The sequence below is a fragment of the Paracoccus sp. R86501 genome, from assembly GCF_042466435.1.
In the GTDB taxonomy this organism is placed as follows: Bacteria; Pseudomonadota; Alphaproteobacteria; order Rhodobacterales; family Rhodobacteraceae; genus Paracoccus.
On record NZ_JAXHPZ010000001.1, the window covers coordinates 2,499,037 to 2,519,419 of the forward strand.

General features: G+C 58.7%; 18 protein-coding genes, 1 tRNA gene and 3 pseudogenes. 5 read left to right on the forward strand and 17 right to left on the reverse strand.

The features are described 5' to 3' along the window. Positions 1-4: 4 nt before the first annotated feature. The 11 genes from SJY40_RS12220 to SJY40_RS12270 all read right to left on the reverse strand — a co-directional run bounded on the left by SJY40_RS12220 (position 5) and on the right by SJY40_RS12270 (position 9,818). Positions 5-388 (reverse strand): hypothetical protein, encoded by a 384-nt coding sequence (locus tag SJY40_RS12220; protein ID WP_378946751.1) that lies wholly within the window; start codon positions 386-388, stop codon positions 5-7. Positions 389-569: 181 nt separating this feature from the next. Continuing rightward, positions 570-1,940 (reverse strand): glutamate--cysteine ligase, encoded by a 1,371-nt coding sequence (locus SJY40_RS12225; protein WP_378946754.1) that lies wholly within the window; start codon positions 1,938-1,940, stop codon positions 570-572. Positions 1,941-2,011: 71 nt separating this feature from the next. Beyond that, positions 2,012-2,491 (reverse strand): hypothetical protein, encoded by a 480-nt coding sequence (locus SJY40_RS12230; RefSeq protein ID WP_378946757.1) that lies wholly within the window; start codon positions 2,489-2,491, stop codon positions 2,012-2,014. A gap of 77 nt (positions 2,492-2,568) precedes the next feature. Beyond that, positions 2,569-3,003, reverse strand: coding sequence for a molybdenum cofactor biosynthesis protein MoaE (locus SJY40_RS12235; RefSeq protein WP_378946759.1), 435 nt, complete (start codon positions 3,001-3,003; stop codon positions 2,569-2,571). A 4-nt stretch (positions 3,004-3,007) separates the two neighbouring features. Next, complete coding sequence (moaD, locus tag SJY40_RS12240) at positions 3,008-3,259, reverse strand: molybdopterin converting factor subunit 1 (RefSeq protein ID WP_378946762.1); 252 nt, start codon at positions 3,257-3,259, stop codon at positions 3,008-3,010. Continuing rightward, entirely contained in the window at positions 3,249-3,881 is a 633-nt protein-coding gene (pgsA, locus tag SJY40_RS12245) for a CDP-diacylglycerol--glycerol-3-phosphate 3-phosphatidyltransferase (protein ID WP_378946765.1), read from the reverse strand. Before pgsA ends, moaD begins: the two co-directional genes overlap by 11 nt. Before the next feature lie 72 nt (positions 3,882-3,953). After that, positions 3,954-5,804, reverse strand: a complete 1,851-nt coding sequence (uvrC, locus tag SJY40_RS12250; RefSeq protein WP_378946767.1) for an excinuclease ABC subunit UvrC — start codon at positions 5,802-5,804, stop codon at positions 3,954-3,956. A gap of 301 nt (positions 5,805-6,105) precedes the next feature. Then, positions 6,106-6,882, reverse strand: a complete 777-nt coding sequence (locus tag SJY40_RS12255; RefSeq protein WP_378946770.1) for an SDR family oxidoreductase — start codon at positions 6,880-6,882, stop codon at positions 6,106-6,108. After that, positions 6,879-7,802 (reverse strand): calcium/sodium antiporter, encoded by a 924-nt coding sequence (locus tag SJY40_RS12260; protein ID WP_378946772.1) that lies wholly within the window; start codon positions 7,800-7,802, stop codon positions 6,879-6,881. Before SJY40_RS12260 ends, SJY40_RS12255 begins: the two co-directional genes overlap by 4 nt. 105 nt (positions 7,803-7,907) lie before the next feature. Continuing rightward, a complete protein-coding gene (locus SJY40_RS12265) occupies positions 7,908-8,717 on the reverse strand; it encodes a S49 family peptidase (RefSeq protein ID WP_378946775.1) in 810 nt (269 codons plus the stop codon). Between the two features lie 45 nt (positions 8,718-8,762). Continuing rightward, entirely contained in the window at positions 8,763-9,818 is a 1,056-nt protein-coding gene (locus SJY40_RS12270) for a LacI family DNA-binding transcriptional regulator (protein ID WP_378946778.1), read from the reverse strand. Between the two features lie 116 nt (positions 9,819-9,934). Here SJY40_RS12270 and SJY40_RS12275 point away from each other — a divergent pair. The 5 genes and pseudogenes from SJY40_RS12275 to SJY40_RS12295 form a co-directional block, all read left to right on the forward strand. Next, positions 9,935-10,011, forward strand: a tRNA-Arg gene (locus tag SJY40_RS12275). Between the two features lie 231 nt (positions 10,012-10,242). Further along, positions 10,243-10,548, forward strand: a pseudogene (locus SJY40_RS12280) (DNA adenine methylase); the annotation flags it as partial. Beyond that, positions 10,493-10,645 (forward strand): annotated as a pseudogene (locus SJY40_RS12285) (transposase); the annotation flags it as partial. The pseudogenes SJY40_RS12280 and SJY40_RS12285, both read left to right, overlap by 56 nt. Beyond that, positions 10,573-11,682: an IS3 family transposase gene (locus tag SJY40_RS12290; protein WP_378946780.1), complete on the forward strand. Its 1,110-nt coding sequence runs from the start codon at positions 10,573-10,575 to the stop codon at positions 11,680-11,682. The pseudogene SJY40_RS12285 and the gene SJY40_RS12290, both read left to right, overlap by 73 nt. Before the next feature lie 21 nt (positions 11,683-11,703). Beyond that, a pseudogene (locus tag SJY40_RS12295) lies at positions 11,704-11,913 on the forward strand (transposase); the annotation flags it as partial. 61 nt (positions 11,914-11,974) lie between these two features. On the opposite strand, the gene SJY40_RS12300 reads toward SJY40_RS12295, so the two are convergent. From SJY40_RS12300 to SJY40_RS12325, 6 genes are all read right to left on the reverse strand, one after another. Then, a protein-coding gene (locus SJY40_RS12300; RefSeq protein WP_378946783.1) for an IS3 family transposase occupies positions 11,975-13,134 on the reverse strand; the annotation gives its coding sequence in 2 pieces (ribosomal slippage) (positions 11,975-12,885 and positions 12,885-13,134; 1,161 coding nt in all). 191 nt (positions 13,135-13,325) lie between these two features. Continuing rightward, the gene (locus SJY40_RS12305) at positions 13,326-14,267 is read right to left on the reverse strand and encodes a PD-(D/E)XK motif protein (protein ID WP_378946786.1); all 942 of its coding nucleotides are present in this window, start codon (positions 14,265-14,267) and stop codon (positions 13,326-13,328) included. Between the two features lie 26 nt (positions 14,268-14,293). Beyond that, a complete protein-coding gene (locus tag SJY40_RS12310) occupies positions 14,294-16,537 on the reverse strand; it encodes a Z1 domain-containing protein (protein ID WP_378946789.1) in 2,244 nt (747 codons plus the stop codon). Continuing rightward, positions 16,534-18,051, reverse strand: coding sequence for an ATP-binding protein (locus SJY40_RS12315; RefSeq protein WP_378946792.1), 1,518 nt, complete (start codon positions 18,049-18,051; stop codon positions 16,534-16,536). The genes SJY40_RS12310 and SJY40_RS12315 overlap by 4 nt, the downstream gene beginning before the upstream one ends. A 9-nt stretch (positions 18,052-18,060) precedes the next feature. Next, a complete protein-coding gene (locus SJY40_RS12320; protein WP_378946795.1) occupies positions 18,061-19,353 on the reverse strand; it encodes a DNA cytosine methyltransferase in 1,293 nt (430 codons plus the stop codon). 386 nt (positions 19,354-19,739) lie between these two features. After that, positions 19,740-20,162, reverse strand: a complete 423-nt coding sequence (locus SJY40_RS12325) for a helix-turn-helix domain-containing protein (protein ID WP_166187851.1) — start codon at positions 20,160-20,162, stop codon at positions 19,740-19,742. Positions 20,163-20,383 lie beyond the last annotated feature (221 nt).

Genomic DNA, 20,383 nt, shown 5'->3' on the forward strand with positions numbered 1-20,383 from the left:
CGCTTCAGCGTTCAGCGACCAGCGACCGTCCCGCCGGACGCGCGGGCCGCACCGGGGCGGGCTGTTGGGGAACCGCCGCCGGGGCCGCAAAGCTGGTCGGCGTGAAGGGGGCAGCCGCTTCGGTCGCAGGACCCACCGCACGTAATTCGCCCCCGCGCAGCGACATGCGGCGCAGCGCCTCGGCGCTTTGTCGCGCCGAGGTCGCGATCGAGATCAATGCAAGGCAGGCCCCCGCCAGCAGGATCAGCATGGCCAGTCCGGTGACGCCCAGAAACACCGACATCGGCGGCACGCCCTCGGCCTGACGCAGCTGCAGCACGATGGCGGCGATCAGCGACGCCACGCCCAAGGCAAAGACCACGGCCACCATCCGGCCAACCCATTGCATCAAACTTGCCCGCATCGCCTTGCCCCACATCCTGTTCAGGTCACGCGACACGCGTGCCACCAAGACGCAGCCAATTCAAGCGGCGGCATCCTCACCTTCGCGTGCAACATGGGCCAAGGGCGGCGTGCGGGGGGTCCGGGGGGCGCAGCGCCCCCGGCCCTCGCGGGACGCAATCAGCGCGTCAGTAGGAGTACTCGTCATAGATGCGGCTCAGATCACCGGCCCATTCGCCGCGATACTTCTCCAGCAATTCATCCGAGGGGACCTTGCCGCTGTCGACGCTTTCCTTCAGCGCATTCAGGAAATGCGTCTCATCGGGGACCAGCCCGTCATTGCCGGGGCGGGCGCGGTTCTTCAGCCCCTGCTCGGCGATGGCCAGAACCTCGCGCGACAGGTCGTGCAGGTTGATCTTGCCCACCTGCCCCTGCAACCCGTCGCGACCGGCAGCGATGCGCAGACCCTCGCGGGTTTCGGCTTCCCAGCCCTTGATCAGATCGGTCGCCGCATCCAGCGCCTGCTGGTCATAGGTCAGGCCGACCCACAACGCGGGCAGCGCGCAAAGGCGACGCCACGGGCCGCCATCCGCGCCGCGCATCTCGATGTATTTCTTGACGCGGGCTTCGGGGAAGACGGTGGTCATGTGATCGGCCCAATCCGACAGGGTCGGCACCTCGCCCGGCAGGGCGGGCAGCTGGCCTTTCAGGAAATCGCGGAAGCTCTGGCCAAGCGCGTTGATGTATTTTCCGTCGCGATAGACGAAATACATCGGCACATCCAAGACGTAATCGACCCACGCCTCGTATCCGAAGCCGTCCTCGAAGACGAAGGGCAGCATGCCGGTCCGGGCCGCATCGAGGTTCTGCCAGATATGGGCACGCCAGGATTTCATGCCGTTGGGCTTGTTGTCTAGGAAGGGCGAATTGGCGAACAGCGCCGTCGCAACCGGCTGCAAGGCCAAGGCCACGCGCATCTTCTGGACCATGTCGGCTTCGGATGCGAAATCGAGGTTCACCTGAACCGTGCAGGTTCGGTACATCATCTGCGTGCCAAGCGTGCCGACACTGCCCATGTAGTCGGTCATCAGGCGATAGCGCCCCTTGGGCATCATCGGCATCTGATCCTGCGACCAGATCGGGGCCGCGCCCAGACCGATGAAGCCCGCGCCGATGTCGGCGGCCACGGCCTCGACCTCGGCCAGATGGCGGTTCACCTCGTCGCAGGTCTGGTGGATGGTTTCCAGGGGCGCGCCGGACAACTCCAGCTGGCCGCCCGGTTCGAGGCTGACATTCGCGCCGTCGCGTTCCAGACCGATCAGGTTTCCCGCTTCCAGCACCGGCGTCCAGTTGAAGCGGTCGCGCAGGCCTTCCAGCATCGCCGTGATCGAGGCCCGGCCTTCGTAGGGCAGCGGCAGCTTGTTGACATCGTCATAGCCGAATTTTTCGTGCTCCGTCCCGATACGCCACTGATCCTTGGGCTTTTCGCCGCTGGCGATATAGGCGGCCAGCTGATCGCGGTGTTCGATGGGGCCTCCGCCCTGCTGTGGAATGGACATGGGTTTGAGGCCTCTCTGGCGTTTCCGTGTCGGTCACAGGTGGCAATCGTGACAGGCCAAGTCAAGTCGCGTCAGACCGGCCTACGCCAAACGGTGCGGATTGCGTCATCCTTGTCGGCCACTTGCGCCAGCGCGGATGACACCATTCCCATGTCCAGCCCCGGCAATGCGGTGAAGGCATCGGCCAGCGCCGCCGCCCCCGCTGCATCCGCGGGGACTAGCAAAGCCTCGGCACCGATGCTGCGCAGCCGCCAATGGGCGCGGCCTTCGACGCGCAGCAGGCGGATTTCCGACAGATCGCGCAAAGCAATCTCTCCTCCGCGTTCGGTCGCGCCGTAATAGCGGATGGCGCCCTCGACCACCTCGACCACGCCGGGGGCACCGATGGGCCGGCGGAACGGGCTGCGGCGGAAGGCGCCGATCGCCAGAACGCCGCCGATCAGCATGACGCAGCCCCCCACCAGCGCCAGAAACCAGCCGCCCAGCAAGGCGACATAGAGCCCCGCCAGAAAGACGGCAGCAAAGACCAGCATCTCGGCCCGGTCGGACAACCATTGGCGCAGTTCGGGACGGATGGGCTGGCTCCTGTGGAAAGGGCGGGATCGGGGTATTTGGGCAACCGAGAAGATCACCAGCGGTTCAGTGCATCCTCATCGGTGGATTTGGCATCGACCCAAGTGGCGGTGCCGTCCTGCGCGATTTCACGCTTCCAGAAGGGCGCACGGGATTTCAGCCAGTCCATCAGGTAGTCGGCGCCTTGGAAGGCCGCATGGCGGTGGCGGGCGGCGGTGGCGACCATCATGATCGTGTCGCCCACCGGAATGCGGCCATGGCGGTGGATGATGCGCCAGTCGGACAGCTGAAACCGCTTTGCAGCCTGATCGCCGTAATCCTGCAGGGCGCGTTCGGTCATGCCGGGGTAATGTTCGATATCCAGCGCGGCCATCAGTCCGGTGTCGTCGCGGACCACGCCGGTGAAGGTGACGATGGCCCCCGCGCCTGCACCGAAGCCGTCGATTTCGGCGGCAAGATCGAAGGGGGCTGTCTGGACGCGGGCGGTCATGGGGTCAGCCGCCGGTCATCGGGGGGAAGAAAGCAACCTCGCGCGCATCCGCGATCGGGCTGTCCAGATCGGCCAGTTGCTGATCGACCGCGCAGCGCAGCGATGCCATATCCGAAAACGCAGCGACGTGGCCTTCGGAGGCCGCCATCAGTTCGGCGATCAGGTCGCGGACGGTTGCGGCATTTGTAGTGACGGTTTCGCGGGGCTGGCCCACGCGTTCGCGCAGCCATGCGAAATAGAGGATCTCAAGCGTCATTGGCCGGTTCCCGCAGATAGGGCAGCGCCTTGATGAAATAATCCCAGCCCGTCCATGCCGTCAGCCCCGCGGCGATCCAGATCAGGATCAGGCCGATGTGGGTCGCCACGGCATCCAGGCTGGACGACCAGATGATGCCGGTTTCACCGACGCGCGGCGATTGGCCCTGCGCGACATAGGACAGGCCGGTGCCCAGAAACAGCACGGCGATGGCAACCATCTGCAGCGTGGTCTTCCACTTGGCCAAATTGGTCACGGCCAGCTTGCGGGATTTGTCGCCAAGGAATTCGCGCAGGCCGGATACGAAAACCTCGCGGAACAGGATGACGGTCACGGGCAGGATCAGCCAGGGGTTCATGCCGGAATAGCCGGTGATGACCACCAGCGCGATCACCACCATGGCCTTGTCGGCGATGGGGTCCATGGCGGCGCCGAAGCGGCTTTCCTGTTTCCAGGCACGGGCCAGATAGCCATCGAACCAATCGGTGATGGCCGCCAGCAGGAACAGCGTCAGCGCTGCCCAATCCGCCCAAGGCCGTTGGAAATACAGGAACATCAATGGCACGGCCGGGGCCGCGCAAAGACGCATGAGGGTCAATATGTTAGGCAGGGTCCAGCGCATGACCGCAAGCTAGTCGGTGCTGCGCCGGTTTGAAAGAGGCAAGGCGGCCCCGTCGATCAACTTGTCGCAGGATCAGCCTTTCACGTGGAAATGGTCATAGACCTTCTGCGCCATCGCCGCCGAGATGCCATCCACCGCCTGCAAGTCCGCCAGACCGGCGCGACCTACGGCCTTGGCGCTGCCGAAATGCGTCAGCAGCGCGCGTTTGCGGGCCGCGCCGACACCGGCGATTTCGTCCAGCGGGTTGGCCATCGCCGATTTCGCACGCTTGGCGCGGTGGGTGCCGATGGCCCAACGGTGCGCCTCGTCGCGCAGGCGCTGCAGGAAATACAGCACTGGATCGTTCATGCGCAGGGCAAAGGGGCGCTGGCCGATGCGGTGGAATTCCTCCTTGCCATGGTCGCGGTCCTGACCTTTGGCGACGCCGATCATGGCGATGTCTTCCACGCCCATTTCGGCCATGATCTCCGCCACCGCGCTGACCTGCCCCGCGCCGCCATCGATCAGCAGCAGGTCGGGCCATGCTTCGGACTGGCGATCGGGGTCTTCCTTCAGCAGTCGGGCAAAGCGGCGGGTCAGGACCTCTTTCATCATGCCGAAATCGTCGCCGGGGGTGATCTCGGTGCCCTTGATGTTGAACTTGCGGTACTGGCTTTTGATGAACCCTTCGGCGCCGGCGACGATCATTCCACCGACGGCATTGGTGCCCATGATGTGGCTGTTGTCATAGACCTCGATCCGGCGCGGGGTGGTCGGCAGGTCGAAGGCCTCGGCCACGCCCTCCAGCAGACGCATCTGGGTGGCGCTTTCGGACATGCGGCGGGCAAGGCTTTCGCGGGCGTTGCGGGCGGCGTTGGTCACCAGCTCGGATTTTTCGCCACGCTGCGGGACCAGAACCTCGACCTTGCGGCCCGCGCGTTCCGACAGCACGTCGGCGGTCAGATCGGGGTCTTCGGCCGGATGGGACAGCAGGATCAGCCGCGGGGGCGGCTTGTCGTCATAGAACTGCATGACGAAGGCCTGCATCACCTCATCGGGGGATTCAGCGCCGCCAAGCCGCGGATAGAAGTCGCGGTTGCCCCAGCTCTGGTTGCCGCGGATAAAGAAGACCTGCACACAGGCCTGCCCGCCCTCCATGTGCAGGGCGATGATGTCGGCCTCGGCCACGCCCTTGGGGTTGATGGCCTGCACCGATTGCACGGCAGTCAGCGCCTTGATGCGGTCGCGCAGCGCGGCGGCGCGTTCGTATTCCATATCCTCGGCCGCCTTGGCCATCTCGGTCTTCAGATCGGCCTGAATGGTCGTGGATTTGCCCTGCAGGAAGCGTTCGGCATCATTGACCAGCGCGTTGTAATCGGGCGCGCTGATGCGACCGACGCAGGGACCGCTGCAGCGCTTGATCTGGAACAGCAGGCAGGGACGCGTGCGGGATTCGAAGGTGCTGTCGGTGCAGTTGCGCAGTAAGAACACCCGCTGCAACTGGGTCAGCGTGCGATTGACCGCGCCCGCGCTGGCGAAGGGGCCATAGTAATCGCCCTTTTCCGACCGCGCACCGCGATGCTTCTTGATCTGCGGGTATTCATGCGACTTGGCGACAAGGATGTTCGGGAACGACTTGTCGTCACGCAGCAGCACATTGTAGCGCGGCTTCAGCTGTTTGATCAGGTTCTGTTCCAGCAGCAGCGCTTCGGTTTCGGTGTTGGTCGTCAGGAACATCATGCTGGCGGTTTCACGGATCATCCGCGCGATCCGCCCCGAATGGCCCGATGGCCGCGCATAATTCGACACCCGCGCCCGCAGATCGCGCGCCTTGCCGACGTAAAGCACCGCCTGATTGGCATCCAGCATCCGGTACACGCCGGGGCTGCCGTCGATGGTGCGAAGATAGTCGTGGATCAGGTCGTGGCCGGTTTTCTGGGTCATGTCGTTAAGAAAGTGATTCTGGGGGGCTGCTGCAAGTTCCGCAGGGCCGGTGCAAGGTGAAAGCTTTCCACGGAATCTGTGGATAATTCTGTGGGCGGCCTGTGAGGGATACCCGAGTCGGCCAGCAAACGTTACAGTTCCATGAACTTGCCCACAAATTAGGCAATTAAGAACACCTTTGTTTTCATTAGATAATTATTATTCAGGGCGATTGTGGATAGAAACCTCCTGCCGGATTCGCAAGATATAGCCGCTTGACCGCTTTGCGTGGACAAGATGCAGCGAACGGCCCGTTTCGGTCCTAATCGCGGCCGATGATGTCGGGGGTCTGCCAGGCAAGATGTTGCCCTCCGTCCACACAGATCAGCTGACCGGTGACGGCGCGGGCATCCAGGAAATAGCCAAGCGCCTGCGTGATGCCGGCCGGGTCCGAACCGCGTTTCAGCACGGTGCCCGCACGCTGCGCGTCGAAATGCGCCTGGCTTTGACGTGCGCCGATCAGCGTCGGGCCGGGGCCGATGGCATTCACACGGATATCGGGTGCCAAAGCCTGCGCGGCGGTGCGGGTCAGCGACCACAGCCCCGCCTTGGCCAGCGAATAGGTCATGAATTCGGGCGTGGGTTTCAGCACCCGCTGATCGACCATGTTCACGACCAGCGCCTGCGCTTGCGGTTCGCCGTTTTCATCGGGCGCCGCTTTCGGGGCCTGCGCGGCAAAGCCTTGGATCAGCTGGAAGGGCGCGCGCAGGTTCGACCCGATGTTGCGGTCCCAATCATCCATCGTGGCGCTGTGAATGTTGTCATAGTCGAAGATCGAGGCGTTGTTGACCAGAACCCCCAGCTGGCCCATCGCCTGCGCGATCCGTGGGATCAGCGCCGCCGTTGCATCGGCGTCCAGCAGGTCGGCCTGAAACAGCTGCGCATTGACGCCAAGGGCGCGGGCATCTGCAGCGGTCCGTTCGGCATCTTGCTGCGATCCGGCGTAATGAATGGCAACGTCAAAGCCACGCTCGGCCAGATACAGCGCCATCTGCCGGCCCAGCCTTTTGGCGGCTCCGGTGACCAGCGCGACGGTCACAGCAGCACCCAGACATAGGCGGCATAGCCTGCCAGCAGCATCGCACCGACGCGTCGGGTCAGGGCGATGCCCTTGAACAGGAAGGGCGCCAGCAGCGCCGAAGTGCCCAGCATCACCCACAGGTCCAGCCGCAGCATTTCGGGCGGTATCTGCAAGGGTGTCACGACCGAGGTGATCCCCAGAATCGCCAGAATGTTGAAGATGTTCGAGCCGACCACATTGCCAAGCGCCATGTCCGCCCGCCCCTTCAGCGCCGCCGCGACCGACGCCGCCAGTTCGGGCAGCGAGGTTCCGATGGCCACCAGCGTCAGGCCGATGACCGTATCGCTGATGCCGAATTCCTGCGCGATCTGCGTGGCCCCGTTGACCAACAGGTTGGCGCCAAGCGGCAGCGCGATCAGACCGCCGCCCAGCCACATCGCGATGCGCAACCCGCGAGCACCGGGTTCGGCGCCCTCGATGTCGTCATCATCCACACGCCCCGTGGACAGCTGCCGCCACAGGACCGCGACCAACGCCAGCAGCAAAACGATGCCGCCCCACATGCCGATGCGGCCCGTCGTCGCCAGACTGATCAGCAGGACCGAGGCCCCCATCATCATCGCCCAGCTTTCGCGCAGGTCGTGCCCCTTGGTCGTCACCACAGCCACAAGCGAGGTGAAGCCAAGAATCACCAGCACATTGGCGATGTTCGACCCGACCACATTGCCAAGCGCGATGCCGCTGGACCCGCCAAGGGCCGCCGACAGCGACACCAGCAGTTCGGGCGCCGAGGTGCCGAAGGCCACAACCGTCAGGCCCACGACCAACGGTGTGATCCCCAGTCGAAGCGCCAGATTGACGGCACCCTTCACCAGCAGGTCACCGCCCAGAACCAGCAGGGCAAGGCCGCCCAGCACAAGCAAGATGTCAACGATCACGTGGTCCGATCCCCAGATATTTCTTCAGCGCCCGGCGAAAGGCCGGACCGCGCACAAGTGCCATGGCCACCATGACCAGCAGAAAGACAAGAACGATGCGGATGCTCATCCGCGGGTGCCGAAGGTCTGGAAGGCCGCGCGTTCCTCGGCGGCATCGATCAGCGCCTCGGCCGAAAGACCAAGGCGGCGGAACAGCGGTTTGCGGATGCCGTGGACCTGAAAACGGACCTTTTCGCCGAACAGCGCCCGCATCTTGGGCACCAGATGGGCGATGCCATCGGCCAGACCCAGCTCGACCGCCTGACGACCGGCCCAGAACTCTCCGGTGAACAGATCGCGATCCTGAGCCAGACGCATGCCGCGGCGGTCGCGGACATGGGCCTTGAAGGCGTCGTGGATGGGGTCGAGGATGCCGCGCAGGCGCTCCACATCCTGCGGGTCCTGCGGGCGGAACGGGTCCAGCGTTGACTTCGAGGCACCGGCCGTATGGACCCGCCGCTCGATCCCCCATTTCCCGATCAGCTGATCAAAGCCGAAGCCTGCCGAGATCACCCCGATCGACCCCAGGATCGAGCTGTCGTCCGCCCAGATCCGGTCAGCCGCACAGGCCAGCCAATAACCGCCCGAGGCCGCCACATCTTCCACGAAGGCATGGACGGGAATGTCCAGTTCATCCGCCAGCCTGCGAATGCGCGCGGCGATCAGGGACGACTGGACGGGCGATCCGCCGGGCGAATTGACGATCAGCGCCACCGCCACGGGTTTTCCCTTTCGGAACGCCCGCTCGATCATGGGGGCAAGGGCAGCGTCGTTCAGGCCGCCCCCCCTTCCCGATCCACCAATGGTGCCGGACAGGCGAATGACCGCGATACGCGGCCGGCGGGACATCATGCGGCTGACAAACGGAATATCCATGGCTGACAGATAGGCACAAGCCGCCGCCATCACAAGCCGCTGCGATCAGGCCGGAATGTCGCGGTCCAAGGGTCCGCGCGACTGCGGATCGCGAATGGTGTCGCCGGGAATGAAGGTCGGGTTCAGCGCGATGATGCGATCCTCGGGGCCGGTGTCCTTGCCTGCCACCAGACGTGCGGCGCGACGGCCGACATCGACGCGGCGCGCATCGGTCGTGGCAAGTCGCATGGGCAGCCCGTCCAGCAGATCGACGCCGTTGAAGCCCGCCAGCCCGATCCGGCCCGGAACGTCATAGCCCTTGTCGATGCAATGCAGTAGCCCGCCCGCCCCGATCATGTCGTTCGAGAAATAGAGGAAATCCAGTTCCGGCGCGCGCGACAAAATGCGCTCGGTCAGTTCGCGGCCCTTCAACAGCGACGACCCGCCTTGGTAATATTCACGCGCCTCCAGCTGGATACCGGCGCGGGCCAGACCTTCTTCGAAGCCCAGCAGGCGTTTGCGGGCACGGTGGTCTTCCGGCATATGGGTGCCGACAAAGCCGATCCGGCGATAGCCTGCGGCCAGAATGCGGTCGGCCATCTCGCGCCCCGCGCGGATATGGCTGATGCCGACCAGCGTATCGATGCCTTCGCCATCCACGTCCATGATCTCGATCACCGGAATGCCGCTGTTCTGCAGCATGGCACGCGATGCCTTGCTGTGTTCCAGCCCCGCCAGAATCACACCCGAGGGCCGCCACGACAACATGTCGTACAGCACCATCTCCTCGCGCGCGGGGGAATAGTTGGTGACGCCGATCACCGGCTGCAGGCCGGTATCGTCCAGTTCCGCCGAAATCCCGCCCAGCACATCGGGAAAGACCAGGTTCGACAGCGACGGAATGACGACCGCAATCAGGTTGACCCGCTGGCTGGCCAGTCCGCCCGCAATCTTGTTGGGGACATAGCCCAGCATCTTGGCCGCGGTCAGCACCTTTTCGCGCGTCGCCGCCGAGACATCGCCCCGGTTGCGCAGCACGCGGCTGACGGTCATCTCGGACACGCCCGATGCCTCGGACACATCACGAAGGGTCAGAGGGCGGCGCGGGCGTGTGGGGATCATGGGACCGGTTCTTCAAATGGGTCAGAGGATGTTAGCGAAACCATCACGCAGCGACAACCATGACCAAGCAGCCGCTTGCCAAAACCCTGCCCGGGCCGTTAAACGTTGCATCAGGCGGCCCCGTGGCTCAACTGGATAGAGCAGCCCCCTCCTAAGGGGCAGGTTACTGGTTCGAATCCAGTCGGGGTCACCAGAAATTACAATGACTTAGTTCTTGATTTGGGATTTGCTTTTAGGTCCGCTGAACCAAATGATGTTCCTTATAGGCCGTGCGCTTATCGAACTATTGCCGTGTCAGTTGCCATTCGCCTATAGATTGAAGGCCGGCGTTTATTAGGAAATAGATTTGTGTCATCTGCCTTAGTGCAACAGCAACATCCGCCATCAGCAGCGATGCCATTCTTGAAATGGGCCGGGGGGGAAGCGCTGGCTTGTGGAGCGTCACTGGAACCTATTCCCAGGGTGTAGCGGGAGATACATTGAACCCTTCCTCGGGGGCGGCTCAGTCTTCTTTCGCATGCAACCTCGCAAGGCTATTCTGGCGGACAGCAACGACAGACTTATAGAGTGTTATACTCAAATTCGAGAAAACCCCGACGCAATATTTGTTCTGACCTGCCACGGGATTTTTTCTCCACCATCGATTAGAGTCCGATCCAACTTGAGGACGGACAATGAAGCGAACGAGATTTACGGACGAGCAGATCATCGGCATCTTGGCCGAGCATGAGGCCGGCGCGAAGTGCGCAGACCTGTGCCGCATGTACGGCATGTCGGAAGGGACCTTCTACAACTGGAAGGCCAAGTTTGGCGGCATGACAGTGCCGGAGGCAAAGCGGTTGAAGGCGCTCGAAGACGAGAATGCCAAGCTGAAGAAGCTGCTGGCCGAGCAGATGTTGGACTTGGCGGCGATGAAGGAACTGGTTTCAAAAAAGTGGTAGCGCCTGCCGTGAAGCGCGAGGCGGTCGCGCATCTGAGGTCCTTGCTCGGGCTCTCGGAACGGCGGGCGTGCCGGATTGCCGGGGCGGATCGTAAGATGGTCCGTTATCAGGCGCAGCGTGCTCCGGATACGGAGCTGCGTGGCCGTCTGCGCGAACTGGCCAACGACCGTCGACGGTTCGGCTATCGGCGGCTCTTCGTGCTGCTGCGCCGCGAGGGCGAGCCGTCCGGGATTAACCGGATCTATCGGCTCTACCGCGAGGAAGGCCTGACGGTGCGCAAACGGAAGGCCCGGCGTAAGGCGGTCGGAACACGGGCCCCTATCTTGGTCGAAGCCCGTGCCAATGCGCGCTGGTCGCTGGATTTCGTCCATGACCAATTCGCCAGTGGCCAGCGTTTTCGGGTGCTCAACGTGGTCGACGACGTCACCCGGGAATGCCTCGCGGCGATCCCGGGCACCTCAATCTCAGGACGGCGTGTTGCCCGTGAGCTTTCGGCCCTGATCGAGCGGCGCGGGAAGCCCGGCATGATTGTTTCGGACAATGGGACGGAACTGACCTCGAACGCCATACTGCGGTGGTGCTCCGAGAACAGGGTCGAATGGCATTACATCGCGCCTGGAAAACCAATGCAGAATGGCTTCGTGGAGAGTTTCAACGGGCGGACGCGCGATGAACTGCTCAATGAAACCATGTTTCGCAACCTGGCTCACGCTCGGGTTGTGATCTCGGCCTGGGCCACCGACTACAACACCGAACGCCCGCATTCGGCTTTGGGTTACGAAACCCCGGCCGACTACGCGCGGACTTTGACTACCGCAATCGCCCGCCCCGCTGCGCGAGATGAAAGCTCCGCGCGTCGGGCGATTGCTCAACCTGCGCCAATCGGCGTAAACAACCCTTGGACTCCGGTCGCGGCTGGATGAAAGACCCGTGGCAGGTCAGCCCACATCCAGCCCGGCAAGCCCCAGCAGAACGCCTATGTCGAGCGCTACAATCGAACGGTCAGACACGAATGGCTGGATCTGTACATTTTCGAAAGAATTGAGGAGGTTCAGCAGATTGCCACCGAGTGGCTCTGGTCTTACAACCACGAACGCCCCAACATGGGCAATGGCGGGATGACACCCGCCCAGAAACTGAAGATGGCCGCGTAAATTCTACGACCAAGCCCCCGTAAAAATGGGGGGATTGACCTGCCCCCTGCTGGTCCCTCATTCATAACGAGAGTTTGCAGGTTGGATCTGGGTATTCGGTTGCTCTTCCTGGCGCAAGTGCGCCGGGCGCGGAGCCCTCAAAATGCTCAAGCGCACGGCGCGCTTGCTGCGGCGTCTGGTTACCCAAGGACGAGTGCGGCCTGACCGTGTTATAGTCGTAGCGCCACAGGGCCAGCTTGCGCCGCGCGTCATCCAGGCTGTCGAAGATTTCCTCGTTCAGCAGTTCATCCCTGAGGCTACCGTTGAAGCTTTCAACGAAGGCGTTCTGCTGTGGCTTACCCGGATCGATGTAATGCCACGACACCTCGTTCTCGTCGGCCCATTTCAGGATCGCCCGACTGGTGAACTCGGTTCCATTATCGCTGACAATGCAGCCTGGCTTGCCGTAGAGCCGGATCAGGGCACTGAGTTCCCGGACGACCCGTGCGCCGGACAGGCTGGTGTCCGCGACAAGGCACAGGCATTCACGCGTGCAGTCGTCGATCACGGCGAGGATCCGGAACTTCCGCGAGGCACCGAAGCTGTCGGAGACAAAGTCCAACGACCAGCGCGCGTTGACGCCCGCAGCCGATGGCATCGGGATTCTTGTGCCACGCGCTCGCTTGCGACCGCGTCGTTTTTGCACGGACAGCCCTTCCTCGCGGTAGATCCTGTAGAGCTTCTTGTGGTTCATGATCATGCCCTTGCGTTCTAGAAGCACGCCGATCCGGCGATAACCGAACCGACGTCGCTTTCCGGCGATCTCCTGCATCTCCTTGCGGATCTCGACACTGTCCGGCGGGCGTTCTCGCCGGACTGTCTTTGGATCGACACCGACCAGCCTGCAGGCTCGGCGCTGCGAGATATCATGATCCCGTATCACCCGAAGCGCCGCGTCTCGCCGCTTGATCAATGTCGTCAGCTCTTTCCCAGCAGGTCTTTTAGGACGACGTTGTCCAGCATAATATCGGCCAGCAGGCGCTTGAGTTTGGCGTTCTCGTCTTCGAGCGATTTCAATCTGGCCGCCTCGGACACCTCCATCCCGCCATACTGGGACTTGAACTTGTAGAACGTTGCAGGGCTGAGGCCATGCCTACGGCACACCTCTGCCGTCGGCATGCCGGCTTTCTGTTCCTTGATCATCCCGATGATCTGCGCCTCGGTGAAACGGCTCTTTCTCATGTGTCTGCTCCCTAAGAGTTGGCGCAGACTCTACATTACGGTGAGGGATTTCGCGGGGGGCAGGTCAGGATTACCCCAGTTATAGGTACGTTCTGAAGCAGTAATAGCTGCTCACCGAGCACTCCTGTAGGAGCGCCGTTTTTGCAAGTTTTTATTACCGTATGCAAAGTTTACCCCGGTTGATGCAACTTCTATTCAACTGGTAAACATGGAAGTAGCGAATGTTCTCGTTGCATTACTTCGGCTACGGTCAGCGATGGGAGGGGGGCCAGATCAACGCGAAATCTGACTTGATCAATATGCGATGGCACGGTTCGGATCGCGGGCAAGTCTTTCATGTCATACCACCGCAGTTTGGTAGTAGCGTATGCTTCGTCAAAGGTTGCCTCACTACCGTTTGGGAGTCCCATAATGGTGATCAGCGCACGCTCTACTTTCATAGCTAAGTTAGCATCGTGAGCGACCCTTTCTTTCACTCTGGCCGCGAGGCTGCGCACGGATGTTCCACCTGCAGCTTCTAGGACATGAGTGGAAGCGACGAACGCATTCTTACCGCTATCCACGATGAATTGTTCTAAAGAAAACAAATGGCGTCGGTCACGCGTTCCAGAAGCTTTCACCTCAATGTAACCGTCACCACAGACCATGTCATGGCGATCTGAGGGCGTAACGCGCCAAGAGCGGACGGCTTGCATCGCATTTTTTGACAAATACAAAACTAGCAACTCCGCAAATAGACCTATGGCACCCTCGCGGCTTGGTTCTCCGGGTCTTTCAAGGAGCTCGACCAGTTCTTCCAAAATGCTCACGACTTGAGACTTGTTCGCGGCCGTAAGTCGTGACAACACAATTTCACTAATCGAAACAAACGCACTCTGTAAGTTTGGATCATCGGACTCACAGGCTACGAGTGATGCCGTTATTTCTCGAATAGCGCCATCAATCTCGACATTGCAAGATGCTCTATGCTGCAATCGCAAACCCCGACGAACCACCTCGCGAGTTGCAGGGCTTGAGGTTTCTACCAAAAGTGCAGGCCGTCCCGCTGAGTTGATTGCAAAGTAAGCCATCGGTGATCTAAGAGCGACTGCGATGCTGAAAGTTGCCGATGTCGGACGATCAAGATCGTTCAAAAGTTCCTGCAAGCTTTGCGGCGTCACTAGCTTGCACCCGATTGAACTAGAGTTCCGACCGCATATTCAGCAGGAATCCAAAGAGCAAAGGCCGGTATTTGTCGGAATGCGCCATCCTTCGTCTGAAGAACGTGCACCTGAAGAGAAGGTTCATCTCTAACCATGATCTCGCGGTCACCCGGATAAATGGGCATGCCTGTTCGTGGGTTGCGACCTTGATACAATTGCGCGATTTTGCCGGAGGTAATTTTTCGATCCCGAGGATTGCCTTTGCCCATCTGATAGATGCGCGCCGGTCGATCTCCACCATGTTTCTCGGCATATGCGTCAAGCTGCAACATTGCACCGTAGAGTAGGTCGCGCTGATCGCTGTCCGAAACCCGTATATCAGCCAAGAACGCCATGAAATCTGAGAGCTTCAAAGGGTCAGAAATTAAGTGCCGTTGCTCGAGAGTGCGATTGGGATGCCCCTGGTCTTCTTGAAAAGAAAGTTTGGCGGCAATCGTTTTAAGAAGTCGTCTATTGTCGAGCAAATCATTCCCGGAAAGTGCCGGGCGGTCCAGCGTAAGCCACTCTTCGTTTAAGCGTCTTTGTTTTACAGCCCTAGAAAGCACGTTGCGCCGCGTAGCCCGTAACTGCGGATCGAGAAGAAATTCCCGCCTCCAAACCCTAAGTGGTTGGCCGATGTTAGCAATTGGTTCCAATCGACCTCGAAGGTCCAGTTCGTGGCGCGCATAGTTCTTGAAATCCTCTCGGGTAGCGTCATCGATCCAAATACGAATTCGACCTAAATAACCGCGCTTATACCCGAAAAACCTCGCACGTTGCTGGATAGCGTCTGCAAGACCTTGTCCGCGACTTCTAGCCAAATGTGTTATCGTCAAACCTTCTACGGTAAAGCCCCGCTCGATAGCTTGGCCTCCAATCAAGATGAAGGAAAAATGCCGTGCCCACGGTACTGGCGGAGCACCTTTATTTAGCTCAAGGATTTCTGTTCGTCTTAGTGCCAGACGCATATGGGGAACTAGATCTTCTAAGGGCGGCAGCTTACTGTCCGTTTGGATCAGATCATCATGGGCCTTCCTAAGAACGCTGTCTAATGCATCTCTTTCTTCATAAGCTAAGACTTTGGCATCATCCTGCAGCAGTTCAAGCCAATCCGATTTCATGCGTTCAACCCATTCTCGAAGCCTGGCATGGTCGCCCGTCAATCGAGATGGATGGATTAACATTGAGCGGTTTGCACCCGGTTCTTTGGTGAAGCCACTTTCATAGTCGGCCGAAATACCGACCAGAAAGCATGCCAAAGCATCTCTGAGGCTTAGCGGAGGTCCCGCATCAGCATCAAGCGCGTCGTTGACTTCGTTCGCTGGTATCCGTCGAAGATGGTCTTTCTCACGTTCTAGGAACAGCTCCCGCCCGCCAACATACGCGCCACCTGGTTCGAGTATCCTCACAAATGATGGAGAAAGTGCATCGCTAATATCAATCAACAGGTTTGCTTGGGGAGTTGCAGTGTATTGTAGAAAGGTATGGCTGCATTTCGCTCCAACTGACGAACGTAGCGAGTCAATGGAAGCAAATGTGGCGGTCGGCTTCGTTGTCTTTTTTGACCCAGCGTTACCGTCAAGACTTGCCTGATCGGCTTCATCATCAATTATTAGAACCGGAGCATTTGGCATTCGGAGTTTGCCAATCAATTTCTCAAGTGATGCCAAATTTCCCGCGTGCTTCATTACTGTTACTACGACAGTTCTACGCTCATCTGGGTCGCATTCCTCATCATCCCACTCATCTAAAGCGCTTTGGATTGTTTGCGCATCAGCAGAAATTCTTGATTCTTTGGTTGCCGCACTTCCGCCTCCCCGTGGCCCAAGCACGTGCAGCCACGTTCGCTTCTTATCAAGTTGCAGGTCCTTGACCAGTCGGCCCTCAGTCTGACTGAGCAGATAGAGCGAAGTACCTCCGATTAGGATAACCATTGCGTAGCCATTATCTTTGGCAAGCGCTGCGACCGTCGTGAACGAAAGCGTCTTTCCGCTCTGGACATAGCCTATCGCAAGACCTGCATCTGCCCTTTTTGGACCCATTGGTTCAGAGCATCGAGAGAGTATGCCTCGCGACGCCTCTGCAAGCATCCGCCTTGCTTCAGCATCGTCCGGGAATGTCCGCCGAAGTAGCCCTCCGGTTTCTTCACCTTCAATTGGATTCCACATACCGCCGACTGGCAGAGTTGTGTTGATCGTCGCAGTACCTGTTTCACTCTTCATTCACTCATTCCTCTTAGCGCTTTATTCAGACCTCTTACCGTTGCGGATGCCCCCACATTAGCATCTGCATTACCAAGTTTTGCCAGCACCTGTCCGATTGCCACAGCCGCTGCAGTCCGAAGCATTGCCTGCCAAGCTCTCTCATCATCATCGACAAAGCGTACATTGAATGGATGATGAGCTGATACTCGTATGACGATTTTCCGAGTACCGTCCTCAAGTTGACTATCAAGAATTCGCAGCCAGTCTTTCTCCGCATCGTCAGTCGTCGGTTGGACGTGAACTTCCCATGCCTGCCCATCTATCCTTGCAGTGAAAACCTCATCCGCTAGTGCAAGAACAGTTGCATCTTCTTCCTCAGCTACAGTTTTCGAATGGATGTCATCTGGTTCGGCAGCCGCTGCCATTCCCCGCTCAGCGTCACGAGCCGTTTCCTGAGCCGCTTTCTGAACAACTCTCTCTAGATCAAGCTTCGACTTCCGTGCTCGGAAGTCATCAGCCTGTTTGAGGAGAGGGATAGGGCTTTCAGCAAGGCGATCCTTCAAGAGTTCCAAAAATGCGTCTTGCTCCTCCTCTTCCCATTGAAATCCATCCTTCGTATGTGAGACTTCGAACCCTTCGAGTTCAAGTTCGCCAAACAAGCGTTGACGGCGAAAGCTGTTAGGACTCCCGAAGATCACAGAAGGCTTAAATCCCTCATCCCCACTTCCCTGTATTAGTTGACCGCGGCGGAAAAGCGCAAAGCCGGCTCGACGGGTCCGGGCCGTCGCAAAGAGAGCTGCGAATCCCTTAGCGCTTTTTCCTTCGCCAAAGTCAAAATCGATCTCTTTGCGCCAGTAGATCGGCTCCGCATCCTTGTCCCAGTCCGGAGGTTGTTGAAGGACGATGGGTTCGTCTACTTTAAGAGCTTCACCTTTTACGACAAGATTTAGCCAACCTTCTCGAAGAAACTGTCGGTAGATGTCGGTTAGGTGCTCCTTGATTTTTCCAAGCGTCTTTGTGCGAGGAATGCGAACTACATCTCGGAGCTCAACAACGGTATAGTGAGCGTCTTTTCCTGAGTTCTTCTCTTCAGCAATTAGCTCCTCCGTTGAGCTACTTACGATGCTTGCAACATCAAAGGTGACCGTTCTTTCGACAACTTCTCCAAGCGCTTTAGTGCGCACCGACCACCGGGGTGCGAACCAGCAAGCAGCCGATTTCATACCCATGCCAAACTCAGACAGACCTGATGCCTCTTCAGGTGCTTGGGCGGGACGAAAAGCACGCGGAAACTCTACTAGCGGAATGCCAGCGGCGTTGTCAGAAATTCTCATGACCCTGTTGTCGTCTATGTCAATTTTGACCGTGAGGCTGTTTGAGCCGACTGTCGCCAGCGCTTCGCGGTTAGCTTGAAAACTCTGCACCGCGTTGTCTACAAATTCGGCAATCGCAAACCACTCTTTGTAGTTTAGGTGTTTGAAAATGCCGAGGACGCTGACTCCCGGATTGATTGGAACCTTTGGACTACTCATTTCTATGTCTCAATGTGTCGTAGGATTAGGGCTGTCGTGCCCCAGCAATCGAGAGGCAACTGCTTGAATAACATCGACATTAACTGCATTTCCCAATGCCTTGTATGCTGCCTGACGAGTCTTAGGCATGTGTGCGAATGAGCCCATGCTCTGAAGCCGAGCACACTCCCGAACCGTCATATATCTTTCCTCCCAACCGATAACTGGAACCTGACTAGTGGTTAATGCCACAAGCGAAGGTGCGACTGTTGGACGTTTCACCCGGATTCCGGAAGCTCTAAACTGAATTATGCCTTTGCGAATTTCTCGAGGTCCGTCTTTCCAGTTCCACTCCAGCTTCTGAAAGCTGGGGGCGAAGGGGTGTATGGAAGGTAGCCAGGCATCGAAAGATGCTGGGTCAAAACCATATATTTCCCTGTTCTGCGCTATGAATTGCTCCTTCCAACCTGGGAATTTTGACTGGTTAGTCTTCGCGTAAGGTGGCAGGTTTTTCCAGTCATCTTCGTAGTGACCATTTAGTAATTCCCCAAAAGAACCCCGAAGCCCTTTCAAGGCATGGGGAGGAAGCGAACTCGGCGTATGGCCTACATAAGGGTAGCTGGCCCCAAACTCTTTGGCCCATATTGGGAATGAAGGCATCGGCATGTCATCGGGGTAGATGTCCAGGAACCGCTGCCATGCATCGAGATAGGCGATAAAAGTGTCGGGCAGGTATTTTGCATCATTTGGGCGTTCTTCAAGAACTTCACGAATGTCTAACTCATCACGCGAACGGCGTCGGCCTGGCCAAACAAATTCCGACAATGACTCTTTGCCTTGTTTGGCGACAATAATCGCACGCTCACGAACTTGCGGCACACCAAACATATGAGGCGAAAGAAGCGTCGATTTAACATCGTAACCGATTTTGGTAAGTTCCGCCTCCATTCCAGCCCAAGTTCTACCTCCTTCGTGACGTAGTAGATTAGGGACGTTTTCTAGAATGACATGACCCGGGCGTCGAAACTTAAGAATGCGCAGAACATCGTCAAACAACGTTCCAGAGCCCGGATAGTCACGCCCAAGCTGGGCTCCTGCTTTCGAGAATGGTTGACATGGAAAACCTGCACACAACATGTCATGCTTTGGAATTTCATCTACGGGTACTTTTGTGATATCGCCTTTCGGACGTATGCCGTGGTTCAACTCATATAAATCGATAAGTTCGGAATTTAGCTCAGAAGCCAAAACACAGTCGTGACCCAGATTTGCAAGCGCGCGATGGAAGCCTCCCAAACCCGCAAAAAGATCAATAAACTTCATCGTTACCTCGAGCTAATTCGCGCAAAGCGCTCTGAAAATTCCGTCCATTTACTCAAACATGGATCAATTGCCGGCTGACAAAGGGTTTATCCATTTGTCAGTCTTTGCAATCTACGGCTGAAAAAGTGGAGTGTGAAGACTGAACCCGTCAATATCGGAACAAGAATTCCCGCAAGAAACACCAGAGTTATTTGCAGCGTGATCAACCAACCCGCATCAACGGAGTAATCGAAAAGCCGAAATCGCAGAAACCCAACCAGATATAAGACGCAAACAGCAGCATGGATTGTGTAAAGAGGTGCGAGCGGTTCAATTGTTTCGCGGCATGCACGATCTAACGCGGCCAGCCTCAAGTGCCGCCATTGCTTGGATGGTCCGTTCATAATTTACTCCCTTACAAGCTCGATCCAGGTGTGAACGTCGTCGTCGGTCACTTCGCGCCCTTCGACGTGTGACTGATACCAGCGGGCGACGATGGCCCCGCGTTTTTCACTTCTGATCTTGATGGCCTCTTGATTGAGGTGCTGGTCGAGCGAAGTCTCGATCCTCTTGAGTGCGTCGAAGTCATGGGCTGCGCGGACCGCTTTGGTTCCTAACAGTATCCAGGCGGCGTCCACGTCGAACCGATCAGCCATAGCGACTAGAGCTTCAACCGGCAGGCCGCGCTGGCCCTTTTCATAGCTGTGATATGCGCGATGAGAGACCCCAATCGCCTCCGCCATAGCGGTTTGAGTCAGGCCGACCTCATTGCGCGCAATCGCAAGGCGCGCACCCATGGAAGTGAAGACAGACCTAGAATCCTGCGCCATGCAAGGCTTCCTATTGACGAAACTGTCACATCGCGAAAAACTGCACAAAATGACGTATAATTACATACAATCCCATCTGACCACGTCGGAAGGTGCGGAACAAGCAATTCCATGCGTACAGAAAATTCGACCCGACCGAATAAGGATGACTGAAATGGCAGAGATCGACAAAACAGACAACTCGCAAATCCTGGGGCTCGGGAAGACACCAGTTCAATGGG

What these genes read in the sequence shown, in the direction of transcription:
- SJY40_RS12325 (WP_166187851.1), bottom strand. Translation starts at nt 20,162, where the DNA reads ATGGCGCAGGATTCTAGGTCTGTCTTCACTTCCATGGGTGCGCGCCTT.
- SJY40_RS12235 (WP_378946759.1), bottom strand. Translation starts at nt 3,003, where the DNA reads ATGACCGCCCGCGTCCAGACAGCCCCCTTCGATCTTGCCGCCGAAATC.
- SJY40_RS12310 (WP_378946789.1), bottom strand. Translation starts at nt 16,537, where the DNA reads ATGAAGAGTGAAACAGGTACTGCGACGATCAACACAACTCTGCCAGTC.
- uvrC (WP_378946767.1), bottom strand. Translation starts at nt 5,804, where the DNA reads ATGACCCAGAAAACCGGCCACGACCTGATCCACGACTATCTTCGCACC.
- SJY40_RS12225 (WP_378946754.1), bottom strand. Translation starts at nt 1,940, where the DNA reads ATGTCCATTCCACAGCAGGGCGGAGGCCCCATCGAACACCGCGATCAG.
- SJY40_RS12315 (WP_378946792.1), bottom strand. Translation starts at nt 18,051, where the DNA reads ATGAGTAGTCCAAAGGTTCCAATCAATCCGGGAGTCAGCGTCCTCGGC.
- SJY40_RS12265 (WP_378946775.1), bottom strand. Translation starts at nt 8,717, where the DNA reads ATGGATATTCCGTTTGTCAGCCGCATGATGTCCCGCCGGCCGCGTATC.
- SJY40_RS12270 (WP_378946778.1), bottom strand. Translation starts at nt 9,818, where the DNA reads ATGATCCCCACACGCCCGCGCCGCCCTCTGACCCTTCGTGATGTGTCC.
- SJY40_RS12320 (WP_378946795.1), bottom strand. Translation starts at nt 19,353, where the DNA reads ATGAAGTTTATTGATCTTTTTGCGGGTTTGGGAGGCTTCCATCGCGCG.
- pgsA (WP_378946765.1), bottom strand. Translation starts at nt 3,881, where the DNA reads ATGCGCTGGACCCTGCCTAACATATTGACCCTCATGCGTCTTTGCGCG.
- moaD (WP_378946762.1), bottom strand. Translation starts at nt 3,259, where the DNA reads ATGACGCTTGAGATCCTCTATTTCGCATGGCTGCGCGAACGCGTGGGC.
- SJY40_RS12220 (WP_378946751.1), bottom strand. Translation starts at nt 388, where the DNA reads ATGCAATGGGTTGGCCGGATGGTGGCCGTGGTCTTTGCCTTGGGCGTG.